This window comes from Mesorhizobium sp. M0174 (assembly GCF_040322275.1).
Classification (GTDB): domain Bacteria; phylum Pseudomonadota; class Alphaproteobacteria; order Rhizobiales; family Rhizobiaceae; genus Mesorhizobium.
This window is the reverse complement of record NZ_JAMYTB010000028.1, coordinates 26,531-53,100: the sequence shown is the minus strand read 5'-3', so window position 1 is coordinate 53,100 and position 26,570 is coordinate 26,531. Positions and strand designations below refer to the sequence as shown.

The following is a 26,570-nucleotide window of genomic DNA, read 5'->3' as shown; positions in this document are numbered from 1 at the left end:
GAGACTGCAGCGGAAAACCTCCCGGTCAGCCTTCTCGATCACCTCATGAACGTGAACACAACGCCCGGCCCAGGGATGCCATGGATAAAGAAACTTGCGTTCCCGGTCCCGTGGGCGTTCTCTCGTCGTGTTGTACAACACCGCGCGGCCGCATTCCCAAATCGCCTGGCAGACACCGGCCGAGTTCGCCACCACCTTCAATCTGCGACGGTCGCTCGCGCTGCGCTATGCCAAAGGCTCCGCGCCAGCGCCCGCCGCTTCACCCGCCCAGCAGGGCACAACCCACGCCGGAAACGAACTCAAAACTGGATAGAAACTGGGGGCAAGGTCAAGGGATACCAGCTTCCATGCCCATGGTTTTGAATCGATGTCGCCAGCCGTGGTTGGGAGCCACGTTCGGATCTGCCACGAAGGTCCGCCCGAACTGACCTGCCACGGGTAATTTCCTCCATCTGAGATTAGAGTCCGGCCTCGATTGAAGGACGGACTCATGAAGAGAAAGCGATTTACGGAAGAGATGGGGTATTCGGTTCAGCTCGCTGAACGCTTGGCCCCTTTTCGGATCATGACGTTTGTCTGATGCTCAGAGCCGACCTGGCAAGAGGAGATCGGCATGAGCGTTTATGCAGGACTGGATACTTCACTCGACGCTGTAGCTATTTGCGTTATCGCCGAGACCGGCGAGATGCTGTGGCAGGGAAAGGTGCTCGGTGACCCGGATGCTGTGACTGCTGCACTTCAGCGATGGCGGGACGATCTAGTTCGCGTTGGCTTGGAAGCCGGTGCGACATCGGAGTGGATCGGCGGACACCTGGTCGACGAGGGCTTCCCTGTCGTGTGTCTCGAGAGTCGACATGTCAAAGCGGCTCTGGGCGCGATGACGGTGAAGACGGACCGGAATGACGCGCAGGGGATTGCACAGATTGTGCGCACAGGTTGGTTCAAGGCAGTTCATCTGAAGTCCGCTGCCGGCCAGAGGCTGCGCACGCTCACCGCCGCGCGCAAGGCTGCCGTCAGGGCGGTCACTGCCAACGAGCAGGTCATCCGAGGCTTGTTGCGTCCCCTGGGGCTAAAGATTGGCGCCGTCACGCGCGTTCGTTTCGAGGCAAGGGTTCGACAGTTGGTCGGAGCGGATCGGCTGTTGCTGGCTATCTTTGAACCGCTCTTGCGGATGCACAGGTGTCTGCGCGAAAACCGGGCGGATCTGCACCGGCTCGTCCTGAGAGCGGTTCGAGTGGATCCCATCTGCCGTCGCCTCATGACCATGCCTGGCATAGGACCGTCACCGCGCTCACCTACAGGGCAACGATCGATGATCCCAAGCGCTTCCGCCGATCCAGATCGGTCGGTGCGTATCTCGGCCTCACACCGCGAAGATACCAGTCTGGAGAAGTCGACAGGGTCGGTCGCATCACCAAAGTGGGTGACAGTGAGACGCGAACGGCCTTGTTCGAGCGTCATCCTGCGCCCGACGACCCGATGGTCGAGCATGAAGGGTTGGGCAATGAAGATTGCCAATCGACAGGGTGCCCGACGTGCGAAGGTCGCCCTGGCCAGACGAATGGCAGTCACCCTTCACCGCATGTGGTTTGACGAACAGGATTTCCGTTGGTCGGCAGCTTAGGCTGAGCTGTCCACGGATAGGGAGCGCTCGATGCAGGGCGCGGTCCGGACGAGTTCGCATGATCTGTCGTTGCCGCTTCCCGAGCACGCCGAAGAGCTTTGAACCGATCGGACCCACGGACACCATCATGCCGGCGGCTGCATGCCGACCGCGAACAGAAGCAAAGAACCTGCATCGAACGTCACGCCTTGACTGGAGGACACCGAATACAGAAGCAGATCATCGCGGTTTTGCGCGAACACGAGGCGGGGGCGAAGGCGGGCGATCTGGCGCAAGCACGGGATCTCGGAGGCGACGCTTTATAATTGGAAGGCCAAATATGGCGCGATGGAGGTGTCGCACGCCAAGCGGCTGAAGGCGCTGGAGGAGGAGAACGCGAAGCTGAAGAAGCTGCTTGCCGACCAGATGCTGGAAGCCTCGGCGCTGCGCGAGCTTCTTTCAAAAATAGGGCCCGTCGCCAAGCGCGAAGCCGTCGCGCATCTGAGGGCCGCCATGGGCCTGTCGGAGCGGCGGGCCTGCTCGATCGTTGCTGCCGACCGCAAGATGATCCGTTACCGGTCCTGCCAGCCGCCTGAGACGGAACTGCGCGGCCGCTTGCGAGACCTTGCCACTGAGCACCGGCGCTTCGGCTATCGGCGGCTGTTCATCCTGCTCAGACGCGAGGGCGAGCCGTCGTGGATCAACCGCATGAGCGGCTCTATCGCGAGGAAGGGCTGACGGTTCGCAAGCGACGGTCACGACGACGCGCGGTTGGCACCCGCGCCCCGGTTCTGGCCGAGGCAAGGCCGAACGCCCGCTGGTCGCTGGATTTTCCACGGCCAGTTCCCCGCGGCAGGCGCTTCCGCGTGCTCAACATCGTCGACCACATGACACGCGAATGCCTGGCGGCGATCGCAGACACCTCGATCTCGGGCCGGGGTGTCGCGCGCGAACTGACGAAACTGGTCGCCCGCCGCGGCAAGCCTGGCATGATCGTCTCCGTCTAGGCACCGAGTTCACCTCGAACGCCACCCTCCCCTGATCGAAGGATCACAAGGTGGATAGCGCGGGATGTTATGGTTGGCTCCTGTGTAACGAACCGTCAGCTTCCGGCCGCACCTTTTGCAGCGGAAAAGGCCGGCAAGCAGAGCGTCGCCATGCTTCGGCGCTCCATGATGGCGACTGGCCGGTACATTGTCGCTGACCATCTTGCGGATCTCCTCCGCCCGTTCCCAACTGACGTAACCTTCGTGTGCATCCGGGATCAGCGCCAACCATTCATCACGCGCCTTGCGGCGAATTCCAGATCGGCCACCGTATCCCGGTACGGAGCGACTCTTACCATAAGCATAAGCGCCGCCGTAGATCGGGTTCGCAATCATCCGGTGTATGGTTGCATAGTTGGGTCTGCGCCAGATGACATCACCGTCCGCGCGCCTGACCGGCAAATCCAACCCGTGTTCGAGGAACCATAGGAGCGCCTGCCGTGCACTGCCAAGTTCGGCGACTTTGTTGAAGGCCAACACAATGGCGTCCAGGATGCGCCGGTCGGGATCTTTCTCGATCCTGTCACCGACCTTCAAAAAGCCGACCGGGACCGTGACGACAAGCTCTCCGCGGCGTGCCTTCTCGTAGCGGGCGGAAAGGGAACGCTGACGTAAGAGATCGAGCTCATACTGGTTGAGGCTGCCCTTCAAACCCAAGAGCAGCCGGTCATTGCCCTGGCGTGGTGCGTAGACCGCTTCCTGGTCGATCAGAACGTATCAACGACGCGGCACATCTCGATGAGCTGCTGCCAATCGCGGCTGTTGCGGGCAAAACGCGATACCTCGCGTGCCGCTACCGCCCCTTGGCAATCCCCGATGGATGCTGTGCCGGGAATGACATCCAGGGATGGTCGGTGCCTTCGCGCCGCTGAAGGAAATTTGTCCCGATCGAGCGACACCGGAGCTAATGGAACTGACGGCGCGACTAGGAAGCATGCTGCCTACCGGCAGGCGGAGAAGGTGCTGGCCGATTTCCTGCCCACTGAACCGACTGAGACGCATGCGACCGTGCGGAAGCGTACCATCAGGATCGGCAAGCGGCTCGACGATCAGGTCATGCAGGAAACTTGGCGCGCGAGGTCCCAAACGGATGACCGATGCCAGCTTGAGATGCAGCTTCCCGGAGATCATCGCAAAGAGTTCGTCATCAGCATTGATACGGTGCACATTCGTAGCGCGGATCAACATTCGGCGCGAAATTTCGAGCTCGTCGTGGCCAGATGCGGCCGCGGGGACGGGGCGAAAGGGGCGGTCGCTATTTCGTTACCGGCAGCACCGACCAGCAGGCAATCCGCGATCGTGCTCTTCACTCTCTCCAGGAAGGATATAGCGGCTTTGGGGATGTGACGGTGATCTCGGACGGCGCCAAATCCTAAAGCGGCTGCCCGCGCCGTGCCCAAAACGACGACCCACATCATCGACTGGTTTCATATTGCCATGAAGATCCAGCCCATGCAGCAGATCGCCGATCACATAGTGCGATCCCGATCCGGCCCCTTTTAAGCGCTTCCAACCGCCGACAGGACATCAGAGCCGTGAAGTGGCGTCTGTGGCATGGGCGGGCCGATCGTGCGATGCGCGACCTGGAGCAACTTCTAGTAAGACTGAAGGAAGGCGAGTTCTCGATCGCACGGCTTCACAGCCTCGGAGCGCAGCTCCTGACCTATGTCCGATCGAACCGCGGCGCGATCGTCTACTATGGAAAGCGCTGCCGGGCTGGGCTTCGCGTCGCCACCACTCTGGCCGAGTCGGCGGTGAACTCAGTCCTCCGGAAACGTATGGTCAAGAAGCAGCAGATGCGGTGGTCGCTTCACGGTGCGCATATGCTCGTGCAGGTCCGGGCGGCGGAGATCAATGGCGAACTTCGCAACCGGCTGCGGGCGGCTTTCCGACAGCCAGAACTGAACGGGCCTCTAATAGCCTACGCGCTTACCGTCTATCTCAGCCGCGCTGTCGATTATGTCCGCGGCCAGGGCATCGATATTCCCGCCGAGTTGCTCTCCGAGGTCGCACCGCTACTTTTGGCTCATATCGCACTCACCGGAGACTATCTCTGGAAGGAAATTGACCGACCCCTCGAACGCTTCACGCCGATCCGCGCTAACCGCTTCAATCCAAACAATTTCGAATTCCCTTAGCGGGTATTATTGTAGAAATACCCACGGAGCCCCGGTTACAGGCAGCCCGCGAACGCGGGCGAAGGGTGGACGCCGTCCGAAACTAACGCCCGATCAGCGCTCCGAAATCATCGGCATGTTAAATGAAGGCCGTCCGGCAGCTGAAATCGCTCGTCTCTTTCGCGTTCATAGGGCCACCGTCGGGCGCATCGGCGCCGAGGTCAAAATAGCCGTTCGCTGAATGTTCTTTCAGTTGGCCGTTTTCGCGTACGCATCTGGCCCATTCGGTAGAAACTCCGGTGGGCGGTGTCCATAGCAGCTGTTCTCGGAGGAACGCCGTTCGGCGCGGCGCTAAAGGCAGGGAGATCCTCGAATGAAGGATTGATCTCTTTGCATATCATTATCTTCATATATGATACGCGAACAGATCATAAAAGTTTTGACTCGCTCGCTGGATGAGATACCTTTGCGTATCATCGCGCATCGGAACAGATCGTATAGGTACATGATGGACTCTGAATCGGAGATTCTGCGCGAAATCGGTGGGCTTTTCAGGCAGGCGAGGGTGGCCGCTGCCATGACGCAGGAGCAGGTCGCTGATTTGGCGGGTATATCCCGTCCCCGCTATCGCGACATCGAAAAGGGAGCCGCAGCGGCGCGTGCGACGACGCTCATGAATATCGCTCGCGCGCTCGGTCTGGAAATGATGCTGGTTCCGCAAGTCATGGTGCCGGCTGTCCAGGCTCTATTGCGTCCGCATCATGATGACGATCGACCCGCCTTTGTTTCTCAACCTGACGATGACGATCATGGCTCCAGTCTTTCGCGCACCTAAGACGATCCCGTCGCTGGACGTGCTCTTGAACGCACTGAAGATCGGCACAATCGTTAGGACGCCGGGTGATTTCCATGCATTCAACTTCGATGAGGCCTACCGCGCGACCAGCGGCTTTCCGGTTTTCAGCCTGTCGTTCCGGGCAGCGACGGGAGGATTGCGGAAAGATCCGAAGCCTCTGGCGGGCGTCTTGCCCGCTTTCTTCGCGAACCTCCTGCCGGAGGAGAAATTGCGCGAGGCGATGGAAAAGCACCACGAAGGCAATGTGCGGCCAGGCAATGATTTCGATCTTTTAGCTGCGCTGGGCGCCGATCTGCCGGGAGCCGTACGGGCGTTGCCCAGTGACAGCGCGATAGCAGTTTCGCAGGATGCTTCAAAGGATAAGCCCAAGGCGCGGTTCTCACTTGCTGGCGTGCAGATGAAGCTGTCGGTCATGAAGAACACTGGAAAAGGCGGCGGCCTGACCTTGCCGATGGACGACGAGCCAGGCCGATACATCGCCAAGTTCCCTTCGACGGCGTTTCCAGGCGTTTCCGAAAATGAATTCGCCAACCTCGCGCTGGCCGCAGCGATCGGCATGGAGGTGCCTGAACGCGAACTTATCGAGAAGTCCGATTTCGAGGATATTCCCGAGGAATTCAACACGCTGGCAGAGGGCAAGGGCCTTCTCGTCAAACGCTTCGATCGCGGCGCCGATGGCGAGAGGATTCACATCGAGGATTTCGCTCAGGTCTTCGGTGTCTATCCCTCGCGCAAATATGCGGGCGCCGCTTATCACGACATAGCCTGGGCCCTTGGCGTGGCCGTCTCACTTACGGCGGCTCTCGAATTCGTCCGCCGCCTGGCGCTGACGGTCATCACTGGCAATGGCGACATGCACCTGAAGAACTGGTCTTTGATTTATCCCGGCAACGGCGACAAGCCGGTGCTTGCACCAATCTACGACGTCCTGTCGACCGTGCCATATATTCCCGCCGACGCCATGGCGCTGTCGCTTGGAGGGGAGCGCTCATTCAAGGCGCTAGCAGCACCGCAATGGAAAGCATTTGCGAACCGTGCAAGGCTTCCGGAGCCGGCAGTCCTGAAGGCAGTGGTCGAGACCGTCGAACTCGTCAACGAGCACTGGTGGCATCTGCCTGAGCGCGAGGTTGTCGCAGCGAAAGTGCTCGAGCGGATCGACGAACATGTGAAGGCGATGACGCCGATACTGAACTCCTGCGCCGATAAGTGAGCCGAGTCCCCTTGGGTTGGTGATATGGCGGAATTATCGCCCGCGGCCCGTATGGATGGCCGTGGATCGAAGGTATGCCAGCGTGGCGCAAGATTCGGCGCAGTGTCCACGAGGACACGCGTGAGCAAGCACGTCAGCTCGCCGACAGAAGAGTTCGCAGCATCCCGCAATTACAAGAGGGTCGAGATGCTGTTCGCCACCTCAACACAACGATGCGGTTCGAACGAATGCGGTGACTGAGGATCGCTATCCGACGTTTTTGTCGCCAATGTCGGGTCCGCTACACGGCTTGTTCCGACGATCCTTTCTTTGGCCTCAAGCTAAATCCCTGAAAAGCAAACATGAAATTATTCTTCGATTCGATCAGCCAAATTGGCACGAGTCTTGAGATCCTTGGGTGCGAGGCGGCGACAGCTGCCCGACCGGCATTCATGTCGCGGCAGCCGCGATGAATGGAACGAAGGAAGGAAAGCTACATGTCAGGTTTGCGTCAGATCGCCTTTTACGGCAAGGGCGGCATCGGCAAGTCCACCACCTCCCAAAATACGCTCGCCGCCCTTGTCGACCTCGGGCAGAGAATCCTCATCGTCGGCTGCGACCCCAAAGCCGACTCCACCCGCCTGATCCTGAACGCGAAGGCGCAGGATACGGTCCTGCACCTCGCGGCAGAGGAAGGTTCGGTGGAAGACCTGGAACTCGCGGACGTGCTCAAGGTCGGCTACAAAGGCATCAAATGCGTGGAGTCGGGCGGCCCTGAGCCGGGTGTCGGCTGCGCCGGCCGCGGCGTGATCACCTCGATCAACTTCCTCGAGGAGAACGGTGCCTACGACGATGTCGACTATGTCTCCTACGACGTGCTCGGGGATGTGGTGTGCGGCGGTTTCGCGATGCCGATCCGCGAGAACAAGGCCCAGGAAATCTATATCGTCATGTCCGGCGAGATGATGGCGCTCTATGCCGCCAACAACATCGCCAAGGGCATCCTGAAATACGCCCATTCGGGCGGCGTGCGGCTCGGCGGCCTGATCTGCAACGAGCGCCAAACTGATCGCGAGCTCGACCTCGCCGAAGCGCTGGCTTCCAGGCTCAATTCCAAGCTCATCCACTTCGTGCCGCGCGACAACATCGTCCAGCACGCCGAGCTCAGGAAGATGTCTGTGATCCAGTATGCGCCGGACTCCAAGCAGGCCGGGGAATACAGGGCGCTGGCCGAGAAGATCCATGCCAATTCGGGCCAGGGCACCATCCCCACCCCTATCACCATGGAGGAGCTCGAGGACATGCTGCTCGACTTCGGCATCATGAAGACCGACGAGCAGATGCTTGCCGAGCTTCAGGTCAAGGAAGCGGCCAAGGCGGCCGTACAGTAACGACCGCTACTGACTGGGGGCGCGGCCTGACCTGGCGCGCCTTTCGAAGAACGGCGCCTCGTCGGTGAGGCGTCACCCTGAACCTTGAAAGGGGTCCCATGAGCCTGGAATACGAGAATGACGGCGCCCTCCATGCGAAGCTTATCGAGGAGGTGCTGTCGCAATATCCTGACAAGGCGGCGAAGCGCCGCAAGAAGCACCTCAGCGTCGCAAAGAGCGGCGACGAGGCTGGCGAGGAAAACGAAGTCCTTTCCGAATGCGAGGTCAAATCGAACATCAAGTCCATCCCCGGGGTGATGACGATTCGCGGCTGCGCCTATGCCGGCTCGAAAGGCGTGGTGTGGGGTCCGGTCAAGGATATGGTCCATATCTCGCACGGCCCGGTCGGCTGCGGGCAATATTCCTGGTCGCAACGCCGCAACTACTACGTCGGCACGACCGGCATCGACACGTTCGTGACGATGCAGTTCACCTCCGATTTCCAGGAGAAGGACATTGTTTTCGGCGGCGACAAGAAGCTGGAACGGATCATCGACGAGATCGAGGAACTGTTTCCGCTGAACAAGGGCATGAGCGTGCAATCCGAATGTCCGATCGGCCTGATTGGCGACGACACCGAAGCGGTGTCCCGCAACAAGGCCAAGGAGCACGAAAAGACGATCGTGCCGGTGCGCTGCGAGGGCTTTCGCGGCGTCTCGCAATCACTCGGCCACCACATCGCCAACGATGCGATCCGCGACTGGGTTTTCGAGAAGAAGGAGGTCGAGTTCGAGACCGGCCCGTACGATGTCAATGTGATCGGCGACTATAATATCGGCGGCGACGCCTGGGCTTCGCGCATCCTGCTCGAGGAGATGGGCCTGCGCGTGGTCGGCAACTGGTCGGGCGACGCTACGCTGGCCGAAATAGAGCGCGCGCCGAAGGCCAAGCTCAATCTCATCCATTGCTACAGGTCGATGAACTACATCTGCCGGCACATGGAGGAAAAGTATGGCATCGACTGGATGGAGTATAATTTCTTCGGCCCCTCCCAAACCGAAGCCTCTCTCCGCAAGATAGCCAAGCATTTCGGGCCGGAAATCGAGGCCAAGGCCGAGGCGGTCATCGCCAAATACCGGCCGTTGGTCGATGCCGTCATTGCCAAGTACCGGCCGCGCCTCGAAGGCAGGACGGTGATGCTCTATGTCGGCGGGCTGCGCCCACGTCACGTCGTCACGGCATATGAGGATCTGGGCATGGTGATCGTCGGCACTGGCTATGAATTTGGCCATAACGACGACTATCAGCGCACCGGCCATTACGTGAAGAAGGGCACGCTGATCTATGACGACGTGACTGGTTACGAGCTGGAGAAGTTCATCGAGGGGATCCGTCCTGATCTCGTTGGTTCCGGCATCAAAGAAAAGTACCCGGTCCAGAAGATGGGCATACCGTTCCGTCAAATGCATTCCTGGGATTATTCCGGCCCGTATCACGGCTACGATGGCTTCGCCATCTTCGCCCGCGACATGGATCTGGCCATCAACAACCCGGTCTGGAACCTCTACGACGCCCCCTGGAAGAAAAAAGCCGAGCCGTCGGCGGCGATCGCAGCCGAATGAAACCCTGGCCTCCCGGAAGCCGGGAGGCCGTTGAACGCCTGCGGTCCTTTATCCGCGGGAGACCTGAAACGTTTCGACGTCCCTGTGCCCCGTATGGCGGGCCAGATGGAAAGAGGTAACCACCCATGCCGCAGTCGGCTGAAAAAGTTCTCGACCACGCTCCCCTGTTCCGCGAGCCGGAATACAGGCAGATGCTCGCCGAGAAGAGGCTGAATTTCGAATGTCCGCACCCGGACCAGGTCGTTACCGACCAACGCGAATTCACCAAGACGTGGGAATACCGCGAAAAGAACCTCGCTCGCGAAGCGCTTGTCGTGAACCCCGCCAAGGCCTGCCAGCCGCTTGGCGCGGTGTTCGCGGCCGCAGGGTTCGAGCGAACCATGTCCTTCGTCCACGGTAGCCAGGGCTGCGTGGCCTATTACCGCTCGCACCTGTCGCGCCATTTCAAGGAGCCTGCTTCGGCAGTTTCCTCCTCGATGACTGAGGACGCGGCAGTGTTCGGTGGTCTGAAGAACATGGTCGACGGGCTCGCCAACACGTACCAACTCTACGACCCGAAGATGATCGCCGTCTCGACCACTTGTATGGCCGAGGTCATTGGCGACGACCTGCACAGCTTCATCGAGAACGCCAAGGACCAAGGCTCGGTTCCGCGCGACTTCGACGTGCCCTTCGCCCACACGCCGGCCTTCGTCGGTAGCCATGTCGACGGCTATGACGTTACGGTCAAGGGCATTTTGGAGCATTTCTGGAAAGGCGAGGAGCGAACGGAAGCCGATGGAAGCATCAACATCATTCCGGGCTTCGACGGCTTCTGTGTCGGCAACAACCGGGAACTCAAGCGCCTGCTCGATCTGATAGGCGTGTCCTATACCTTCATCCAAGACGCCTCTGACCAGTTCGACACGCCGTCGGACGGCGAATACCGCATGTACGACGGCGGCACGAAGATCGAAGACGTGAGGAAGGCACTCAACGCCGAGGCGACACTTTCGCTACAACATTACAACACCCGAAAAACACTGGAGTATTGCGAACAGGTCGGGCAGGCGACGGCCTCGTTCCATTACCCGCTCGGCGTCCAGGCGACCGACGACTTCCTGGTGGAGGTCTCCGCGATTTCCGGCAAGCAAATCCCCGAGTCAATCCGCCTGGAGCGCGGCCGACTTGTTGACGCCATGGCGGACAGCCAATCCTGGCTGCACGGTAAGACATACGCCATCTATGGCGATCCGGACTTTGTCTACGCCATGGCCCGCTTCATCATGGAGACGGGCGGCGAGCCGACCCATTGCCTCGCCACCAACGGCACCTCGGCATGGGAAGCGGAGTTGAAGGAGCTGCTTGCATCATCGCCGTTCGGCAAGGATGCTCAAGTCTGGGCGGGCAAGGACCTCTGGGCGATGCGCTCGCTGCTTTTCACCGAGCCGGTGGACCTGCTGATCGGCAGCTCCTATGGCAAGTATCTGGAGCGCGACACCGGCACGCCGCTGATCCGGCTGGCGTTTCCGATCTTCGACCGCCACCATCACCATCGCTTTGCGCTCATGGGCTACCAAGGCGGGTTGCGTGTACTGACGACGATCCTCGACAAGATCTTCGACAAGCTCGATCGCGAGACAAGCGAGACGGGCGTGACGGACTATTCGTATGACCTCACCCGCTAAGGGTGCCGGCCGGCTCATCGTGAGGCCGGTCGTCTTCCCGAGGGACTTTGGAGACCGACGCAATGTCCTCGCTCAGAGCCAAAATCCAGGATGTCTTCAACGAGCCCGCCTGCGAGCAGAACCGCGGCAAGGATGCCAAGGCGCGCAAAAAGGGCTGTTCGAAGCCACTGACCCCCGGGGCGGCTGCCGGCGGCTGCGCCTTCGACGGCGCCAAGATCGTGCTGCAGCCGATCACCGACGTCGCGCATTTGATCCATGCGCCGCTCGCCTGCGAAGGCAATTCCTGGGACAACCGCGGTGCGGCTTCGTCCGGGCCAACATTGTGGCGCACGAGCTTCACGACCGACCTCACTGAACTCGACGTGGTGATGGGGCAGGGCGAGCGGAAGCTTTTCAAAGCGATCCGCGAGATCAAGGAAGCGTATGGGCCGCCGGCGATCTTCGTCTATCCGACCTGTGTTACGGCGCTGATCGGCGACGACATCAACGCCGTCTGCAAGCGCGCGGCGGAAAAGTTCGGCCTACCGGTGGTGCCGGTCAATGCGCCGGGCTTCGTCGGCTCCAAGAATCTCGGCAACAAGCTTGCCGGCGAGGCGTTGCTCGAGCATGTCATCGGCACGGTGGAGCCCGATGATGCCGGCCCTTACGACATCAACATTCTTGGCGAATTCAACCTCTCCGGCGAGTTCTGGCTCGTGAAACCGCTCCTTGATCGGCTCGGGATCCGGGTGCGCGCCTGCATTCCGGGTGACGCGCGTTACTTCGACATTGCCTGCGCGCACCGCGCCCGGGCGGCTATGATGGTGTGCTCGACCGCGCTCATCAATCTGGCCCGCAAGATGGAGCAGCGCTGGGATATCCCGTTTTTCGAGGGCTCCTTTTACGGCATCACCGACACCTCGGAAGCGCTCCGACAGATTTCTCAGCTGCTCGTGAAGAAGGGTGCCGATCCGGAGATCCTCGGCCGCACCGAGGCATTGATTGAAGAGGAGGAGGCGATTGCGTGGAAGAAGCTCGCGGCCTACCGGCCGAGGCTCGAAGGCAAACGCGTGCTGCTCAACACCGGCGGTGTGAAGTCCTGGTCGGTCGTCCATGCGCTGATGGAGATCGGCATCGAGATCGTCGGCACCTCTGTCAAGAAGTCGACCTTCGAAGACAAGGAGCGCATCAAGCAGATCCTCAAGGACGACAACCACATGTTCCAGCAGATGGCGCCGCGCGAGCTTTACGCCATGCTCTCAGAACACAAGGCCGATATCATGCTGTCGGGCGGGCGCACGCAGTTCATCGCGCTGAAGGCCAAGACACCCTGGCTCGATATCAACCAGGAGCGCCAACATCCTTACGCCGGCTATGACGGCATGGTGGAACTCGTACGCCAGATCGACCTCGCCATTCATAACCCGATTTGGCGCCAGGTGCGGGAGCCGGCACCATGGGATTGCCAGCCTGAGGTGAGGGAGCAATTGCCGCGCACGAAAAGCGAGACAGCGACCTTGCATGCTGTCCAGGAATTCGCCGGCACGACGGCCGACGATCTCGGCGAGTGTTGAGGAAGCGATGGTCCGCATCCTTCCCCAGACCAAAGCGGCGGCGGTCAATCCGCTCAAGTCATCGCAGCCCTTGGGTGCCGCCCTCGCCTTCCTTGGGGTCGACGGCGCGATACCGTTGTTCCACGGCAGTCAAGGCTGCACCAGCTTCGCGCTCGTGCTCTTCGTGCGGCATTTCAAGGAAGCCATCCCCTTGCAGACAACCGCGATGGACGAGGTGGCGACGATCCTCGGCGGGGCAGACCATCTGGAAGAGGCGGTCCTCAACCTCAAGGCCCGCGCAAAGCCAACGCTGATCGGGGTCTGCACGACGGCGCTGGTGGAAACCCGGGGCGAAGACTGCGCAGGAGATATCGCCAATATCAGGCTGAAGCGCACGGAAGAACTCGCGAGTACGGAGGTGGTGCTAGCCAACACACCGGATTTCGACGGCGCGATCGAAGAGGGCTGGGCCAAGGCTGTCACCGCCATGATCGAAAGGATTACGCGTCCCGGCGAGCAGGCGCGGCAGTCGAAGAAGATCGCCATCCTGCCTGGCTGGAACCTCACTGTGGCTGATATCGAGCATTTGCGTGAGATGGTTGAAAGCTTTGGAGTCAAGCCGGTGATTCTGCCGGACATCTCCGGCTCGCTCGACGGTACGGTGCCCGACCGCTGGGTCACGACCACCTATGGCGGCACCAGTGTCGAGGATATCCGTGAGCTTGGCACGGCCGAGCAATGCATCGTCATCGGTGAGCATATGCGCCGCCCGGCCGAGCTGCTGCAGAGGTTGACCGGCGTGCCTTACGTGCTGTTCCGGTCGCTGACTGGATTGAAGGACGCCGACCGGTTCGTCTCGCTGCTGTCCGCAGTTTCGGGCGCGGCGGCGCCGGCTGGGGTGCGCCGTCGCCGGGCGCAGTTGCAGGACGCGTTGCTCGACGGACATTTCCACTTTGGAGGCAAGAAAATTGCGATCGCTGCTGAACCAGACCAACTCTACCAACTCGCGAGCTTCTTCATCGGCATGGGCTCCGAAATCGCAGCGGCGGTCACCACGACCGACATGTCGAAAATTTTGGAGGAAGTACCGGCGCAGTCGGTTCAGATCGGCGATCTCGGCGATTTGGAAGCTCTTGGCGCCGGCGCTGATCTTCTCGTCACCCATTCCCATGGCCGCCAGGCGGCGCAGCGCCTCGGCATTCCGCTCATGCGGGTCGGCTTCCCGATCTTCGACCGGCTCGGCAGCCAGCACAAGCTCACAATCCTCTACCAGGGGACCCGCGACCTGATCTTCGAGGTCGCCAACATTTTTGAAGCTAACCGGCACGCGCCGACGCCCGAGCCGCTTGATCCACTCCGTAAGCGAGAAATGCCAGATGAGCTCCGTTCGTCGCCTCTCGCTCGTCACTGACGAGGTTCACGCACCGAGGCCGGAACGCCAAGCCGGCGCATTGCGCGTGGCGATCGCCACGCAGGACATGAAGAACCTCAACGCCCATTTCGGTTCAGCCAGGCGCTTTGCTGTCTACGACGTGACGCGCGAGGAGTGGAAGCTCGTCGAGGCCGTGGCCTTCGATGACGTTTCGGACGAGAGCGGGAAGCACCCAACTGAGGGCGATGACCGCATCACCCCGAAGGTGGAGGCGCTGAAGGGCTGTCACCTCCTGTTTTGTTTGGCGATCGGCGGACCTTCGGCAGCCAAGATTGTTTCGGCAAAAATTCATCCGATCAAAGTGCCGCAGCCCCAAACCATCCAAGAGGTGCTGTTGCGCACGCAGATGATGCTCAGGACGTGTCCTCCCCCTTGGCTGCGCAAGGTGCTGGCGCAGGCAGGTGTCGCCGAACAGAAACCGTCCTTCGAGGACGAGGACTGAAATGAGGAGTAGGCGAAATGTTTGAAGCCGCTGTTAGCCCTGCCGTCACCGAGGACGAGGCGGCCCTTGCCACCCCGTTCGTCAAATGCCTCGTGCGGCTGATCCGTGCTAATGATTCCCACGGGTCATGGGAAGGCAAACCGGTTGCCGAGCTACTGGGAGACTTCATCATCACCAGGGAACAGCGCCGTGCAATTCCGATCATCGGCGATCCCGATCCGGACGTGCTGTGGAGGCTCGATAAGTTCTACACCGCCGTCGGGCTTGCGATTGAGGAACGCTCCGGCCTGATGGCATCGCCGATGATGGAGATGAGCCACGAGGGCTTCGGGCGCGTGCTCTTCACGGCCGGGCGACTGGTCGTTCTGTCCAAGACCCTGCGCGACGTCCACCGGTTCGGCTTCGAGACGTTTTGGAAGCTCGCGGCGGCCGGCACGAAACTGGTCGGCGATGGCATCGCAGCCATCGAAACCTATCCCGACGTGGCGCGGGCGTGATGAAACGGATTTTCGATCAAGGGGATCATGTCAGGCCTTGAGGACATGCGATGGCCAGCCCTCTCAATCGAGGCGGTCGAGGCCGATGTGGTTCTTGGGGTAGCGCTGATGAAGCCACTGGTCCTGATCTGTTCGCAAGATGCTGAGTTGTATCTGTTCCTCAGCCACATTCTGGGAGTGGACGGCTTCACGAGTGAGCCGGCAGGCGGCGTGAAGGAAGCACTTGCATTGGCCGATGAACGGGAGCTCCAGGCGGTAGTGCTGGACTGCGGGCCGGCAAGCGCGACAGGCTCCACAATCTGCGCCCGGTTCAAGGGGGAGCCCCGGACCGGCGGCCTGCCCGTAATTGCGCTGATCGCGCCCGGCGCCGAGAACCAGCACCTCGATCTCTTGAAGGCTGGTATTGACGAGAGCTTTGTGCGGCCCTTCGCGCCGGCCAAGCTGCTTGACTGTCTACGGATGAAGCTGGCGCTGCCAAAGCCGGGTTCGAACGGGTTTGAAAACGGCGGCTGGATCTCCTGTGGCGACCTTGAGATAAGGCTCGATGCCCACCGGGTTCGGGGCAATGGCCACGAAGTCCACCTTGGGCCGATCGAGTTCAACCTGCTGCGGCTTTTGCTTGAGACTCCCGGCAAGGTCTTCACCAGAGACGAGCTGATCAGCGCGGCCTGGCCGGCCAATATTCATGTCGGTGTACGCACCGTGGATGTCCATATCAGCCGGCTCAGAAGGGCGCTGAAGGCGGCCTCCCCCTCCAGCGTCATTCGTACCGTCAGGTCTGCCGGCTACTCGCTCGAGTGGCCGGACGGGTGAATAGCGAACGGATGTAGTGCCACCCCCCATCTCCGTCGTGCTGAGGGCAAATCTTGCGGCTTCGAAACGCGCCTACAGGTACGACATACTCTAAAAAGAAGCAGTCAGATGGCCTTCAAAAGCGTACTCAGTGTGACGGGAGCCCACCACTCCGATCAGGACGTCAGAACAGCTGCCGGCTTGTGTGCCGAGGTCGGCGCGTACCTTTCCGTACTGATTATGTCGCCTCCGCCGCTCGTTATGTCGCCTCCGCTGATAGGCGATGGCATCCCCGCGTGGCCTACGCAACGCGCACAGGCCATTGCCAGACTGGAAAAACGGTATAGGCAAATCGAGAGATTTTCACAGGACATGGTCAGACTGGAAACAACATCCAGGGAAATTCAGAAGCTGTTGAGGGCCATGTGGCTTTGCTATGACGTCGATACCGACTACCGCGATCAGGCCAGCGTCGGTGACGCGGTGCGACAGCGGGCGCTCTGCAACGACCTGACAATCGTCGGCCCCGCACTTCTCAACGACATCAATCTCGGACCCCTTGTTATCAACGGCAGCCTGTTCGATTCCGGAAAGCCGGTGCTTGTCGTGCCGGAGGGCGCTGAGGCGACTCTGTCGCCACGGCGCGTGCTGGTCGGCTGGGATTCGCGAGTCGAGGCGTCCCGTTCGGTTCGGGAAGCGCTGGATCTGTTAGCCGGTGCTGAGGAAGTTCGTGTCGCACTAGTCGATCCGGAGGCGACCTGCACCGGAAACGGCGCCGAGCCGGGAGCCGACATCGCTGCCTATCTCACTCGGCACGGTGCTCGAGTGTCGGTTGACCGGCTGCCGAGCGCCGGCAAACCGGTGGCCACGGTGCTCGCGCAGCACGCAATCGACACGTCTGCCGACATGATAGTCATGGGCGCTTACGGCAGCCGCCGGCTGCGCGAGCGGCTCTTCGGTGGCGTGACGAGATGGATAGTTGGGAAGCCGCCATTGCCGCTGTTTTTGGCTCGCTGACGGGTTCCGAAGCAGCACCCACGCTGTTCGAAGCTCTACTCACTGGGTCACTATCCTGTGGCCAAGTCGGAGAAAGATCGTGGCAAACGTGCAAGCTTCGCGAAGCTCGAATCTGCAGCGCCGTCGCCGAGACATCCCGGACGTCTCTAACGCGCGCTCGGGGGTTCTCCTCGCCCGAGATGATCCGTAACGCGGAGCCCAAAGGCCGCGCAGAGGTACAGGCGCTCCTCAATCCACTCAAAACCACCGCTTCAGGTCGGCGTCAGGTCGAGAAAGAGAGTCGTTTCAGCGCGGCAGGCCGCGTTCGGACCGTAGCCGCATCGTATTGGCGTTATCACGATTTCCCTCACCACTGGCCGGGAGCTGACCACCGCAACGACCGTGCAGTGGCCAAGGCACCGACCTTCGAGTCGGGACGGTCGGGCTCTTGCCGGCGTCGGCGCGAACGATGGCATCAATCACCTTGTCATCTCTGGGATGGTAGCCCGGGTTAGTGGCGGACAGCCGCATCTCCAGCGTTTCCCGTTGGTCCGGCCCAACCTGCGTGGCGACCGAGCGGTCTTTGGGTTTGCAATTCCGCCAACGCTCACGTCGCACCGCGAGGTCCCGTTGCACCTGAGCACCGGGAACACAGAAGATAAACACAAAGCAGGGATCCCGCAGAGTTCACCGGCCGGCACAGGCCGGCACTCATCCTGGCCTTTTCCGCCATGATCATTATCGTCGATCGGACGATGGCGGTATTGGCGAGCCGCAGCTGGACCGGCTTCGTCGTGAACAACTCCCATGTCGCCAGCCAGGAATTCAATCGCAACGCGCAAGAGGGCAGGGCGCAGGCGGCGCTCGGTCGGGATGGAGCGCCTCCCTGCAATCGTAAATGGCGAAATCCGCTACCGCCTGAAGGGCTGGAACGGCAAGACGCTCAAGCCGGTGGCGTGAAGCGGACGATGGTGACGGGCCTGACGATAGCCAACGCAGTCATGATGTCCATCGGCCTCGTCCCTCGGCCCGAATTGTTGGAGTCGTCCGTGGCTAGGCTTTTCAGGCGACGCGAAGCGCGTGATCCTTGTCCAAAACCTGACAGCGGTAGAAAACATGTCGGCTTCAATACACCGGCCATCTTGGCACATGGAGGTTTTTCAAAGCCAAATCACGCGCTTAGTGCGCACCGAGCGCGCTGGCACGGCCTTTGCTAATTGACCTTTGCTGATTGTGATGTGGCAACACTTAAGTGAAGGCATGACTCCATGCAGATGCGAGAGACGAGAGCCGCTCTCCTTTCCTTGAAACTCTTGTGCCCCTCTCTAAGCGGCGCAACCTGTGGCAACAGCTTTGGAGAGCAGCATGGTATTGCAGATGAAGTCACCGGCTCCTTCAATCAAAGTGGACACCTGGCTGCGTGGCGAGCCCCTGACGAACTTCCAACCCGGCAAAGTCTATATCGTCGAATTTTGGGCAACTTGGTGCGAACTGTGTGCGGCGGAGATGCTCGATCTGATGCGGCTACAGGAGAAATACAGGGACAGCGGACTTGAGGTCGTCGCAGTCGCGGCTAATGAAGACGCTCCAACGGCCGTTGAGGCTCGCACTAAGTTAAAAGCTTGGTTGACCGAAAAGTGCTCGAATCTGAACTATCGGATCGCGTTCGACTACACAGGCGAAATGAACAAGCTTTGGATGAAACCCAGCTTTTCTGTTGGGATTCCGACCTCGTTCGTGGTCAACCGAGACGGCAACATCGCCTTTATCGGTCATCCCAGCCAACTCGATGAGGTTTTGCCGAAAATGCTCAACGACAGCTGGCGCATCAGCGATAAAGCTAAAGCCGCCGATACGGAGCGGATCGCCACAAGCGAGCCCATGGCGCGCGAACAAGCGTTGAAGCAGCCGATCCATGACAGATTCTGGGCTGCGGTGAAGTTAGAAGATTGGAAGACGGCGCTCTGGGCGATCGAAGAGGGCATCGCCTTGATGCCCGACGACATCCATTTCCGCCTGGCTCATGCGCATCTGTTGCTTCACAAAATTCAAGACATGTGGACCGGCTTGCCCGCGATGCGCCAATTGGTTCGCGATGCGATTGACAAAAACTCCGAGGACTGGATGGTGTCGGCGCTAGACCAACTTTTCCATCCGGCCAATGACCATTCGCGCCTTCCCCCTGCTGAGCGCTTCGCAATGGGCAAGGAGCTGTCCGAATACATCCTGGCGCTGAATCCCCCGCGAGGCGACAGCCCTAAGTACCGATCCTATCCCGCAGTCGCCCGGTACTATCACGAGAACGGAAACAATGATCGCGCGATCGAGTTGGTCGAACTGGCACTGACGTCGCTGGACGGTCCGGAGCCTATCCCAGCCGAATTGAAAGAGCAGCATCTGCCGGATTTGCTGCAGGCCCTCGCCAAGTACAGGGGTGCGAAGGCTTGTTGCGGCGCTCTCTTTGCGGCTGCGCAAAACAATTTCCCGAAGGTGCCAAAGCGCGGTCGGCCGAGGAGGAAAGATAAAAAAGGGTAATTGGTCGAAATGGCTTACTGGCCAATTCGTCCATTTCCCTGGCGTGACCGCAGCAGGAGGGTCCATGCAGCACTTGGTCGATCGTTTGCAGCAGGATCGAGGCTCGAATCTTCATGGCCTCCGGCCGCATTGCGGCGGAAGTGATGTTAGACGCGAATTCGCGTGGAAGACTTCGCAGTCGAGGACGTGTTCAAGGGTCGGCCAGAGGGATATCAATTGCGTGCCCGAAGTAGGCATCCCAGAAAACAGACATCGTGCTTCGACGAAGAGGACTGAAATGAGGAGAAGGCGAAATGTCTGATGCCGCGGTCAGCCCGGCTGTCAACGAGGACGAGGCGGCCCTTGCCATGCCTTTTGTCAGATGCCTCGTGCGGCTGATCCGTGCTCAGGATGCCTCTGGGTCACGGGAAGGCAAATCGGACGCCGAACTGCTGGGCGACTTCATCACCAGAAAACAGCGCCGTGCATCCCCATCATTGGCGATCCGATCCGGACGTGCTGTGGAGGCTCGATATGTTCTACACGGCCGTCGGGCTTAGGATCGAGGAGCGCTCCGGCCTGATGACATCGCCAATGAGGAGATGAAACCCAGGGGCGCTTCGGACGATTGTTTCACGGCGAGCGGTTGGTCGCTCTGTCGTGACATCCACCGGTTCGGCTTCGAGACGTTCAGGAAGCTCGCGGAGGCCGGTACGAAACTGGTCGACGATGCGACTGCAGCCATCGAAGCCTATCCCGACGTGGCACGGGCGTGAAGAAACCGATTTCGAGGAAGGATTTATGTCAAAGCTAGATGAGATGGGGAAGAAATTCCGAAAGCTTCAGCTGCGCGCGGCAGTTGCCAAGATGAAATTGCGCGACCTTGCAGAGAATCTCCCGGGAAAATGGACGGAGATAGAGGAAGTTGCCGAGGAAACGTCGGCCGTTTTTGCCGAGTTGGATGGTGCCAAGAGAGAGCTCGCTGCAATGAAGAAGTTACGATGACGAGCACATTCACCACCCGCGACGGCTCCGGATGGGTGCCGGAATATCTCACCGCTATAGACGGCACGACCTGCATCGGCTGCGGCCGCTGTTTCAAAGTCTGCTCGCGCGAGGTCATGCATCTTTACGGCGTCGATGACGCGGGTGAAATTCTGGGCGTCTGCGACGGCGAAGACGACGATTTCGATGGCGAGCTCAATCGCATGATTATGGTCGTCGATCTTGCCGGCCGCTGCATTGGCTGCGGAGCCTGCGCCCGCGTCTGCCCGAAGAACTGCCAGACCCATGTCGCGGCCGACAAGGTCGCTGCATAATGTGGCACACAAACCAGGAGAACGGCGTTGCCCCTGAGAATGTTTTATCGCGTCCTGTGGCTGGTCCTGTGCAGCAACGCTCTGATTGTCTACTTCGCTTCGCATTCCATCCGCACGGTCGTCGTCACAACGCAGGCTTGTTCGCTGCTCCTCCAGGTAGCTTATTTCGCAAGCGTGCTCTTTATGATCTGGCGGTCTAGCTACCCCAGCCGATCTGCGAACGTTCCTTCGCATCATGGAAACCTGACGATTAATCAAGCGGCAGAAAAACGACGCAGCGGATGCGAAGGCGATCGTCGAGGCAGCGCAAAGGCCAACGATGCGCTTCGTCGAAATGAAGACCGAGGAGCAGCTAATGTTTCGCACGCGAGAAGAGCTGGGCAATCACCGCACTGAGTTGGTCAACGCATTACGGTGCGCACCTCTATGAATTCGGCCACATCGCGCCGCAGGGGAATTCGTTGTCTGAGGCGATCTGAACGTTTGGTTGAGGACGAGAACGCCAATTGCCTGATCTGGTCCGCGAGATCTGCCGCGATCTGCTGGACCTGATCTATCAGCTGACTGGCCGGATCGACGCACTGAAGAAGATCGATGCCCTATCGAGGGATAGCTGAGGCATCTCGGCGCTTGCAAACCATGCCCGGCGTTGGCCCCATCGCAGCACTGGTGCATCGAAACTTTCGCGCCGATAGAGACGTTCAAATGCGGCCGTGACTTCGCCGCTTGGCTTCGGCTCGTCCCGTTGCAGAAGTCGACCGGTGGCAAGCAACGACGAGGAAAGCCTCGAACATCGGCTAACGCGATATTCGACGGCTGCTCATCGTCGGCGCGATGGCAGTGGTCCGATGGGCATCCCGGAACGGCGCGCCCGGGGGCTCCTGGCTCGCCCGCATGATGGCGAAGAAGCCGCGCATGCTTGTGGCCATTGCGTTGGCGTACAAGATGGCGCGTGGCATCTTGCCATGCTGACGAAGAGGATTACCGGAATCCGGCAACGGTGCCTGCATGAGCATTCAGCAGCTGACCTGAAGCCGGTCCGTCGGGAATCTTAGGAAGGCCTGAACCGCATGGGCAAATGATCGATAAGACCGCGTGACGCACCGAGCCTCACGCTCGCTTCTTGCAAAACGGCTGGCATCCACACAAGCGTCATATATCGGCCCGCTGCACTGCCCATTCATCGTTCTGTTCGTGCAGGATTGCCCGACGAGGCGTACGGTCGCATCGTCACCCCCGGTGCTCCGCTTAATCTCGCCGTTGAGGCGCTCGATCTCATCCGTAACCGGTATGAAGGTTCTCGGTGCCGATATCCGGCTGCGGTTTCCAGGATCGCGGCGTATGGTGGGACCCGGGACGGAGGCACCGGGAGCACGAAGGTGCGGGCAGGCCGATCCACACGATGAGCCGAGAGCTCGTGTTAGTAGCTGGCCGCCTCTGCGACTCGCCCGGTTGCACCGTGAGCGCGAATCCTTAGTTGTCGTGTCGCCGCCGCTCCCGTCGTTTCGCTCTGACAGGAGCGCATATGCGACGCGTGATTGGAATGGACATCCACCGAACCTTCGGGGAGGTGGTTTTCTGGGAAGCAGGCTTCGACATGGAGGGCGGTCGACATGACCCAAACGGCGCTGGAGGGCTTTTGTAAGAGCCTTCTGGCGACCGACGAGGTGGTAATCAAGGCGACCGGCAACTGCATGGCGGTGTCACGGGTGCTGTCGCCCTTCGTGAAGCGGGTGGTCATTGCCAACCCACTTCAGGTGAAGGCGATCGCCGATGCCGTGTGAAGACGGGCACGCTGGCAAGCTTGCAAGCGGCGGGCTATCTGCCGGATCTGGACGCCAGATGCCGCCACCGAGCGAATGCGCAGGCTGGTCGCGCGGCGCTATCAGGTCGTGCGACATGGGACCCGGATCAAGATGAGGTGCATGCGATCCTGCATGCGCACCTGATCCCGAAGTGTCCGCACGCCGATCTGTTCAACGTCCGCGGGCGCGCCTGGCTGGCGCGCCCGCCAGTGCCCGACGATGAGCGGTTCGCGATCGAGCGGCATGTGCGCGAACTCGATTGGCTTGCCGAGGACCTGGCGACCCTCGACGGGGATTGCCGAGACCACGCTGGACGATCCAGCGATCAGGCGTCTGCTCACCATCACCGGCGTCAACCTGGCCGTGGCAGGTCCTAGTGGGCAATCTCATCGGGACCCAAAGAGCGCTGAACCCGCGGGCTAAATCAATTCAGCGTGCCGCATCGCCGGTCTCAGAAGCTATACGAACGACCGCCGCCAGATAATCGGTAAAAGCCCTTAGTCTTGTGTCGCCTTGTTCAGAGCGGTAGCCGTTGGTTTCAAGTCTGTAGAGCAGTTCCTTCGCACAGACGTGGGCACCCTCAGAGCGGGATACTCTCACCGCTGCTCTCCAACATCGCGGTCAGCGCGATTGAAGAGCAGTATGAACGATGCGTGTATCAGCGCACCAAGGCCCATCCCGAACGCAAGTGTGACGGGAGGACCGCGGCAGGCAGAGCGGTGCTCAGGTGATTCTAGACGTATCCGCAAGTGTTGGCCCTGGGCGACGCATCTATTCGCCGACGCGTCTATGACAGGCTGAAGCTCATGGACAAAACGGCCCATCTTGACTTCGTGGTCGAGATCAACCGTCGATCCGACGACCAGAAGGGCTTCTAGATCTTGCCCCGCCGCCGGGTCTCGAGCGGACCTTCGGCTGGCTGACAAGATGGCGCCGCCTATGCGAGACTACGAGCAGCGCATCGATGTCTCGCAAGCCATGATCCTTGTGCCATGCGCGGTATCTCGTCCGTCGAAGCGCTCATCCGTGCATTTCAAAACGGAGCCTCTGAGGCTCCGTGCTTATGAGTCTGCGGATTAAGTAGAATCCATAATATGTTTAAAACCAATATGTTACGGAATTCTGCAACTCTAAGAACTTGAATTTTATTGACGAGTAATTAACAAATTTAACAGCTTTTTCACTTGAATTGCAGCGCGTGTTATTCAACTGATTACGGCAGCCGAACTCCGGGCAGGATCGAGCGGGATGCGACGGGCGTTGGCGGCATGCATGCGCGCTATGAGGCAGCTCTCAGCGCGCCGAAGAACGGTTTCCCAACAGGAGATTGAAATGGACTATGTGCAATACTTCGCCAACCGAATCGAGCAACTCAAAGCCTGCGGCGACTATCGTGAATTTGCCGATCTGGAGCGTCAGTCTGGCAACTTCCCTAAGGCCTGGCTCAATGGGCCTGACGGACGAAAAGAGATAACCATTTGGTGCACTAACGATTATCTCGGCATGGGCCAGCACCCCAAAGTGCTGTCGGCAATGAAGAGCGCCATCGATGCCAATGGCGCAGGATCGGGTGGATCCCGCAACATTAGTGGCACCAACCATTATCATGTCTTGCTGGAGCGGGAGCTTGCTGATCTTCACAAGAAGGAAGCAGGATTAATTTTTGTTTCCGGCTTCAGCTCGAACGAGTCATCATTGAGTACATTAGCATCATTGATGCCGAACACAGTTATATTTTCCGACGCGCACAACCATGCTTCGATTATCAGTGGATGCCGCAACAGCCGGGCGGAAAAGCGCGTTTTCCGACATAACGATGTTGCGCATTTGCGGGAAATTTTTGGCAGTGTAGATCCTGCAAGACCTAAGATTGTTGTTTTCGAATCAGTATATTCAATGGACGGGGACATTTCGCCGATCAAAGATATCTGTGACGTGGCGGACGAATTTGGCGCAATGACGTTTCTGGATGAAGTTCATGCATCGGGAATGTACGGTCCGAAAGGCGCCGGCATTGCTGCGGAACATGGCATCATGAATCGCCCAACCATCATCGAAGGGACTCTGGGTAAAGCGTTCGGCTCGATGGGCGGTTATGTGACCGGACCGGCTTCCATTGTTGACACCATACGAAGCTTCTCGACCGGTTTTATTTTCACCACGGCGCTTGCGCCGGCGGTGGCGGCGGGTGCGCTGGCTGCGCTCCGCCATCTGCGCGGTTCAGATTCAGAACGAAATGCTCTGCGCCGGAAAACGAAGCTTTTAATCGGACTGCTGAATGAGGCGGGCATTCCGGTCATGCCGACTGAAAGCCACATCATTCCTGTGCTGATCGGTGATTCATCCCGTTGCAAGGAAGCGTCCCGTCAGCTTTTGGATCAGCATGGGATATACGTTCAACCAATTCTGGCGCCGAGTGTTCTAGCGGGATCCGAGCGGTTCAGGGTGACGGTTACGCCCGACCATAGCACGAAAGATATCCATAAGTTCGTCGATGCGCTCACGCAGGTTCTGCTGACGGACAATCTTGGCAAGGTTGCCTGAGGCATGATGCAGGGGATAAATAGGGGGGCGCAGCCTCAACCTGATTGTGCCAGCTGGGCAGACCCAGGTGGTTGAGCACACTTTGACGCAGTTGGTCGTTATCTTCGTAGTGGAGATGCTATACGCCTGCGCCAGGAACGATATCGAACTACGAAGCCAAAGCATCCTTCGACCAACAGGTCGAGTGCATGAACCGCACGGTCAAGGACGCAACGGTCAAGATTCGAACGTCGCCATTTGCGATCGCTTCATGGATCAGCGGAACGGCCGAGCCGCCAGCGCCTGCGTGGTGAATTGGATGCCGTAGCACATCGGGAAAGTTGCACTGCCGCTGGCTGACGGCGCGCGGAGCCCTGCGCCACCAGCTCTGAGCGATCGCTGGATAACGTTGGCCCCAGTAGCCAGCGTCGAAGGTATCGAGCGCGGCCAGGGCGGCTTCGGCGTCCCGCCCGCCGCGCCGGCACGACAGGCTTGCGGTCCTTCCAAGACACGAACTCCAATGAAGGCGGATCAGGTGCACAATGCAGGTCTGCACGACCGTTTGCGGGAATACGGCGTTGATCGCTTCTGGAAAGCCCTTCAGGCTGTCGACAACGGCGATCAGGATGTCGGCGACACCTCGGTTCTTCAGCTCATTCATCACGCGCAGCCAGAATTTGGCGCCTTCGGTCTGCTCGATCCAGATCCCGTCGGGGAGGATGCCGAGCGAGATAGATCGCATTGTTGCGCACGAAGCCCTCGTCGCGAATTTTGACCCGGATGGCGTCGAAGAAGACCAAGGGAAAGCAGGCGTCCAACGGCCTGTTCTGCCATTCGGCGACCTCCTCGAGCACGGCGTCGGTGACGGCCGAGATCAGGTCCGGCGAAACGTCGATGCCGTAGAGTTCCTGCAGGTGGGCGCGGATCTCGCGCACGCTCATGCCGCGCGCATACATGGATACGATCTTGGCGTCGAAATCGGGAAAGCGGCGCTGATACTTTGCGACCAACTTCGAGTCGAAGGAGCTGGCCGGTCACGCGGGATCGAAAGTTCGAGCTTCGATGTCCCCGTCAGAACCGTCTTCTTCGAATGCCCGTTGCGCCGGTTCGCCAGTCCTGTGGCTTGCTCCTCGTCAAGATGATCGTCCAACTCGGCGTTCAGTACGCGCTCCGACAGCGCCTTCTTCAGATCGTCGAGCAAACCGTCCTTGGCAAACAGCTTGCCCGCGACGGCAAGCGGGACGCTTC

The 26,570-nt window shown here is 59.9% G+C and carries 27 protein-coding genes and 4 pseudogenes; 26 read left to right on the top strand and 5 right to left on the bottom strand.

Features of this window, described 5'->3' with window-relative positions:
• The first annotated feature begins 613 nt into the window (after nucleotides 1-613).
• Together NKJ13_RS28745 and NKJ13_RS28740 are read left to right on the top strand one after the other, a co-directional pair.
• Nucleotides 614-1,624, top strand: a pseudogene (locus NKJ13_RS28745) (IS110 family RNA-guided transposase).
• A 206-nt stretch (nucleotides 1,625-1,830) separates the two neighbouring features.
• Nucleotides 1,831-2,642 (top strand): annotated as a pseudogene (locus NKJ13_RS28740) (IS3 family transposase); the annotation flags it as partial.
• Here NKJ13_RS28740 and NKJ13_RS28735 read toward each other — a convergent pair.
• Nucleotides 2,620-3,129, bottom strand: a complete 510-nt coding sequence (locus NKJ13_RS28735) for a recombinase family protein (RefSeq protein ID WP_352779081.1) — start codon at nucleotides 3,127-3,129, stop codon at nucleotides 2,620-2,622. The pseudogene NKJ13_RS28740 and the gene NKJ13_RS28735 sit on opposite strands and share 23 nt — an antisense overlap.
• Nucleotides 3,130-3,609: 480 nt before the next feature.
• Here NKJ13_RS28735 and NKJ13_RS28730 point away from each other — a divergent pair, with 480 nt between their 5' ends.
• The 22 genes and pseudogenes from NKJ13_RS28730 (at nucleotide 3,610) to NKJ13_RS28615 (ending at nucleotide 22,778) form a co-directional block, all read left to right on the top strand.
• A complete protein-coding gene (locus tag NKJ13_RS28730; RefSeq protein WP_352779064.1) occupies nucleotides 3,610-3,996 on the top strand; it encodes a hypothetical protein in 387 nt (128 codons plus the stop codon).
• 227 nt (nucleotides 3,997-4,223) lie between these two features.
• A complete protein-coding gene (locus tag NKJ13_RS28725) occupies nucleotides 4,224-4,787 on the top strand; it encodes a Tn3 family transposase (protein WP_352779061.1) in 564 nt (187 codons plus the stop codon).
• Nucleotides 4,788-4,902: 115 nt separating this feature from the next.
• Nucleotides 4,903-5,007, top strand: a complete 105-nt coding sequence (locus tag NKJ13_RS28720) for a hypothetical protein (protein ID WP_352779059.1) — start codon at nucleotides 4,903-4,905, stop codon at nucleotides 5,005-5,007.
• Between the two features lie 267 nt (nucleotides 5,008-5,274).
• Nucleotides 5,275-5,601, top strand: a complete 327-nt coding sequence (locus tag NKJ13_RS28715) for a helix-turn-helix domain-containing protein (protein ID WP_352779078.1) — start codon at nucleotides 5,275-5,277, stop codon at nucleotides 5,599-5,601.
• A complete protein-coding gene (locus tag NKJ13_RS28710; protein WP_352779057.1) occupies nucleotides 5,576-6,832 on the top strand; it encodes a type II toxin-antitoxin system HipA family toxin in 1,257 nt (418 codons plus the stop codon). Before NKJ13_RS28715 ends, NKJ13_RS28710 begins: the two co-directional genes overlap by 26 nt.
• Before the next feature lie 476 nt (nucleotides 6,833-7,308).
• Nucleotides 7,309-8,202 (top strand): nitrogenase iron protein, encoded by an 894-nt coding sequence (nifH, locus tag NKJ13_RS28705; RefSeq protein ID WP_352771769.1) that lies wholly within the window; start codon nucleotides 7,309-7,311, stop codon nucleotides 8,200-8,202.
• A gap of 98 nt (nucleotides 8,203-8,300) precedes the next feature.
• Nucleotides 8,301-9,803 carry a nitrogenase molybdenum-iron protein alpha chain gene (gene nifD / locus NKJ13_RS28700; protein ID WP_352771771.1) on the top strand — a complete coding sequence of 501 codons (1,503 nt, stop codon included), beginning with the start codon at nucleotides 8,301-8,303 and terminating at the stop codon, nucleotides 9,801-9,803.
• 125 nt (nucleotides 9,804-9,928) lie between these two features.
• Nucleotides 9,929-11,470 (top strand): nitrogenase molybdenum-iron protein subunit beta, encoded by a 1,542-nt coding sequence (nifK, locus tag NKJ13_RS28695; protein WP_352779054.1) that lies wholly within the window; start codon nucleotides 9,929-9,931, stop codon nucleotides 11,468-11,470.
• Nucleotides 11,471-11,532: 62 nt separating this feature from the next.
• Entirely contained in the window at nucleotides 11,533-13,023 is a 1,491-nt protein-coding gene (gene nifE, locus NKJ13_RS28690; protein ID WP_352779052.1) for a nitrogenase iron-molybdenum cofactor biosynthesis protein NifE, read from the top strand.
• 7 nt (nucleotides 13,024-13,030) lie between these two features.
• Nucleotides 13,031-14,413 carry a nitrogenase iron-molybdenum cofactor biosynthesis protein NifN gene (gene nifN / locus NKJ13_RS28685; RefSeq protein ID WP_352779050.1) on the top strand — a complete coding sequence of 461 codons (1,383 nt, stop codon included), beginning with the start codon at nucleotides 13,031-13,033 and terminating at the stop codon, nucleotides 14,411-14,413.
• Nucleotides 14,379-14,876, top strand: coding sequence for a nitrogen fixation protein NifX (nifX, locus tag NKJ13_RS28680; RefSeq protein WP_352779048.1), 498 nt, complete (start codon nucleotides 14,379-14,381; stop codon nucleotides 14,874-14,876). Before nifN ends, nifX begins: the two co-directional genes overlap by 35 nt.
• Before the next feature lie 17 nt (nucleotides 14,877-14,893).
• Nucleotides 14,894-15,373, top strand: a complete 480-nt coding sequence (locus tag NKJ13_RS28675; RefSeq protein ID WP_352779046.1) for a NifX-associated nitrogen fixation protein — start codon at nucleotides 14,894-14,896, stop codon at nucleotides 15,371-15,373.
• Between the two features lie 27 nt (nucleotides 15,374-15,400).
• Complete coding sequence (locus tag NKJ13_RS28670; protein ID WP_352779043.1) at nucleotides 15,401-16,186, top strand: response regulator transcription factor; 786 nt, start codon at nucleotides 15,401-15,403, stop codon at nucleotides 16,184-16,186.
• 108 nt (nucleotides 16,187-16,294) lie between these two features.
• Nucleotides 16,295-17,182, top strand: a complete 888-nt coding sequence (locus NKJ13_RS28665; RefSeq protein WP_352779040.1) for a universal stress protein — start codon at nucleotides 16,295-16,297, stop codon at nucleotides 17,180-17,182.
• A 710-nt stretch (nucleotides 17,183-17,892) separates the two neighbouring features.
• A complete protein-coding gene (locus NKJ13_RS28660) occupies nucleotides 17,893-18,378 on the top strand; it encodes a FixH family protein (RefSeq protein ID WP_352779038.1) in 486 nt (161 codons plus the stop codon).
• Nucleotides 18,379-18,526: 148 nt separating this feature from the next.
• Entirely contained in the window at nucleotides 18,527-19,696 is a 1,170-nt protein-coding gene (locus tag NKJ13_RS28655; protein WP_352779036.1) for a TlpA disulfide reductase family protein, read from the top strand.
• A gap of 293 nt (nucleotides 19,697-19,989) precedes the next feature.
• A pseudogene (locus NKJ13_RS31695) lies at nucleotides 19,990-20,451 on the top strand (NifX-associated nitrogen fixation protein).
• A 25-nt stretch (nucleotides 20,452-20,476) separates the two neighbouring features.
• The gene (locus NKJ13_RS28635; RefSeq protein ID WP_352779032.1) at nucleotides 20,477-20,680 is read left to right on the top strand and encodes a CCE_0567 family metalloprotein; all 204 of its coding nucleotides are present in this window, start codon (nucleotides 20,477-20,479) and stop codon (nucleotides 20,678-20,680) included.
• A complete protein-coding gene (fdxB, locus tag NKJ13_RS28630; protein WP_352779030.1) occupies nucleotides 20,677-20,994 on the top strand; it encodes a ferredoxin III, nif-specific in 318 nt (105 codons plus the stop codon). The genes NKJ13_RS28635 and fdxB overlap by 4 nt, the downstream gene beginning before the upstream one ends.
• Before the next feature lie 39 nt (nucleotides 20,995-21,033).
• Nucleotides 21,034-21,390 carry an exopolysaccharide production repressor protein gene (locus NKJ13_RS31690; RefSeq protein ID WP_502901950.1) on the top strand — a complete coding sequence of 119 codons (357 nt, stop codon included), beginning with the start codon at nucleotides 21,034-21,036 and terminating at the stop codon, nucleotides 21,388-21,390.
• Between the two features lie 253 nt (nucleotides 21,391-21,643).
• The gene (locus NKJ13_RS31685) at nucleotides 21,644-21,892 is read left to right on the top strand and encodes a transposase (protein WP_502901949.1); all 249 of its coding nucleotides are present in this window, start codon (nucleotides 21,644-21,646) and stop codon (nucleotides 21,890-21,892) included.
• A 715-nt stretch (nucleotides 21,893-22,607) separates the two neighbouring features.
• Nucleotides 22,608-22,778, top strand: a complete 171-nt coding sequence (locus NKJ13_RS28615) for a hypothetical protein (RefSeq protein ID WP_352779027.1) — start codon at nucleotides 22,608-22,610, stop codon at nucleotides 22,776-22,778.
• 101 nt (nucleotides 22,779-22,879) lie between these two features.
• On the opposite strand, the gene NKJ13_RS28610 is transcribed toward NKJ13_RS28615, so the two are convergent.
• Entirely contained in the window at nucleotides 22,880-23,107 is a 228-nt protein-coding gene (locus NKJ13_RS28610) for a hypothetical protein (protein WP_352779025.1), read from the bottom strand.
• Between the two features lie 407 nt (nucleotides 23,108-23,514).
• Here NKJ13_RS28610 and NKJ13_RS28605 point away from each other — a divergent pair.
• Together NKJ13_RS28605 and hemA are read left to right on the top strand one after the other, a co-directional pair.
• A pseudogene (locus tag NKJ13_RS28605) lies at nucleotides 23,515-23,850 on the top strand (transposase); the annotation flags it as partial.
• A 281-nt stretch (nucleotides 23,851-24,131) separates the two neighbouring features.
• Nucleotides 24,132-25,343 (top strand): 5-aminolevulinate synthase, encoded by a 1,212-nt coding sequence (gene hemA, locus NKJ13_RS28600; RefSeq protein WP_352779023.1) that lies wholly within the window; start codon nucleotides 24,132-24,134, stop codon nucleotides 25,341-25,343.
• A 148-nt stretch (nucleotides 25,344-25,491) separates the two neighbouring features.
• On the opposite strand, the gene NKJ13_RS28595 is transcribed toward hemA, so the two are convergent.
• Genes NKJ13_RS28595 through NKJ13_RS28585 form a run of 3 tightly spaced genes read right to left on the bottom strand, consistent with a single transcriptional unit; the run spans nucleotide 25,492 to nucleotide 26,523 of the window.
• The gene (locus NKJ13_RS28595) at nucleotides 25,492-26,064 is read right to left on the bottom strand and encodes a transposase (RefSeq protein ID WP_352779020.1); all 573 of its coding nucleotides are present in this window, start codon (nucleotides 26,062-26,064) and stop codon (nucleotides 25,492-25,494) included.
• Nucleotides 25,976-26,332: a transposase gene (locus NKJ13_RS28590; RefSeq protein WP_352779018.1), complete on the bottom strand. Its 357-nt coding sequence runs from the start codon at nucleotides 26,330-26,332 to the stop codon at nucleotides 25,976-25,978. The genes NKJ13_RS28595 and NKJ13_RS28590 overlap by 89 nt, the downstream gene beginning before the upstream one ends.
• On the bottom strand, nucleotides 26,260-26,523 hold the full coding sequence (locus NKJ13_RS28585) for a transposase (RefSeq protein WP_502901951.1): 264 nt from the start codon (nucleotides 26,521-26,523) through the stop codon (nucleotides 26,260-26,262). The genes NKJ13_RS28590 and NKJ13_RS28585 overlap by 73 nt, the downstream gene beginning before the upstream one ends.
• Nucleotides 26,524-26,570 lie beyond the last annotated feature (47 nt).

What these genes read in the sequence shown, in the direction of transcription:
- NKJ13_RS28725 (WP_352779061.1), top strand. Translation starts at nt 4,224, where the DNA reads ATGCGCGACCTGGAGCAACTTCTAGTAAGACTGAAGGAAGGCGAGTTC.
- NKJ13_RS28720 (WP_352779059.1), top strand. Translation starts at nt 4,903, where the DNA reads ATGTTAAATGAAGGCCGTCCGGCAGCTGAAATCGCTCGTCTCTTTCGC.
- NKJ13_RS28715 (WP_352779078.1), top strand. Translation starts at nt 5,275, where the DNA reads ATGGACTCTGAATCGGAGATTCTGCGCGAAATCGGTGGGCTTTTCAGG.
- NKJ13_RS28710 (WP_352779057.1), top strand. Translation starts at nt 5,576, where the DNA reads ATGGCTCCAGTCTTTCGCGCACCTAAGACGATCCCGTCGCTGGACGTG.
- nifH (WP_352771769.1), top strand. Translation starts at nt 7,309, where the DNA reads ATGTCAGGTTTGCGTCAGATCGCCTTTTACGGCAAGGGCGGCATCGGC.
- nifD (WP_352771771.1), top strand. Translation starts at nt 8,301, where the DNA reads ATGAGCCTGGAATACGAGAATGACGGCGCCCTCCATGCGAAGCTTATC.
- nifK (WP_352779054.1), top strand. Translation starts at nt 9,929, where the DNA reads ATGCCGCAGTCGGCTGAAAAAGTTCTCGACCACGCTCCCCTGTTCCGC.
- nifE (WP_352779052.1), top strand. Translation starts at nt 11,533, where the DNA reads ATGTCCTCGCTCAGAGCCAAAATCCAGGATGTCTTCAACGAGCCCGCC.
- nifN (WP_352779050.1), top strand. Translation starts at nt 13,031, where the DNA reads ATGGTCCGCATCCTTCCCCAGACCAAAGCGGCGGCGGTCAATCCGCTC.
- nifX (WP_352779048.1), top strand. Translation starts at nt 14,379, where the DNA reads ATGAGCTCCGTTCGTCGCCTCTCGCTCGTCACTGACGAGGTTCACGCA.
- NKJ13_RS28675 (WP_352779046.1), top strand. Translation starts at nt 14,894, where the DNA reads ATGTTTGAAGCCGCTGTTAGCCCTGCCGTCACCGAGGACGAGGCGGCC.
- NKJ13_RS28670 (WP_352779043.1), top strand. Translation starts at nt 15,401, where the DNA reads ATGTCAGGCCTTGAGGACATGCGATGGCCAGCCCTCTCAATCGAGGCG.
- NKJ13_RS28665 (WP_352779040.1), top strand. Translation starts at nt 16,295, where the DNA reads ATGGCCTTCAAAAGCGTACTCAGTGTGACGGGAGCCCACCACTCCGAT.
- NKJ13_RS28660 (WP_352779038.1), top strand. Translation starts at nt 17,893, where the DNA reads ATGATCATTATCGTCGATCGGACGATGGCGGTATTGGCGAGCCGCAGC.
- NKJ13_RS28655 (WP_352779036.1), top strand. Translation starts at nt 18,527, where the DNA reads ATGGTATTGCAGATGAAGTCACCGGCTCCTTCAATCAAAGTGGACACC.
- NKJ13_RS28635 (WP_352779032.1), top strand. Translation starts at nt 20,477, where the DNA reads ATGTCAAAGCTAGATGAGATGGGGAAGAAATTCCGAAAGCTTCAGCTG.
- fdxB (WP_352779030.1), top strand. Translation starts at nt 20,677, where the DNA reads ATGACGAGCACATTCACCACCCGCGACGGCTCCGGATGGGTGCCGGAA.
- NKJ13_RS31690 (WP_502901950.1), top strand. Translation starts at nt 21,034, where the DNA reads ATGTTTTATCGCGTCCTGTGGCTGGTCCTGTGCAGCAACGCTCTGATT.
- NKJ13_RS28615 (WP_352779027.1), top strand. Translation starts at nt 22,608, where the DNA reads ATGACCCAAACGGCGCTGGAGGGCTTTTGTAAGAGCCTTCTGGCGACC.
- hemA (WP_352779023.1), top strand. Translation starts at nt 24,132, where the DNA reads ATGGACTATGTGCAATACTTCGCCAACCGAATCGAGCAACTCAAAGCC.
- NKJ13_RS28595 (WP_352779020.1), bottom strand. Translation starts at nt 26,064, where the DNA reads ATGCGATCTATCTCGCTCGGCATCCTCCCCGACGGGATCTGGATCGAG.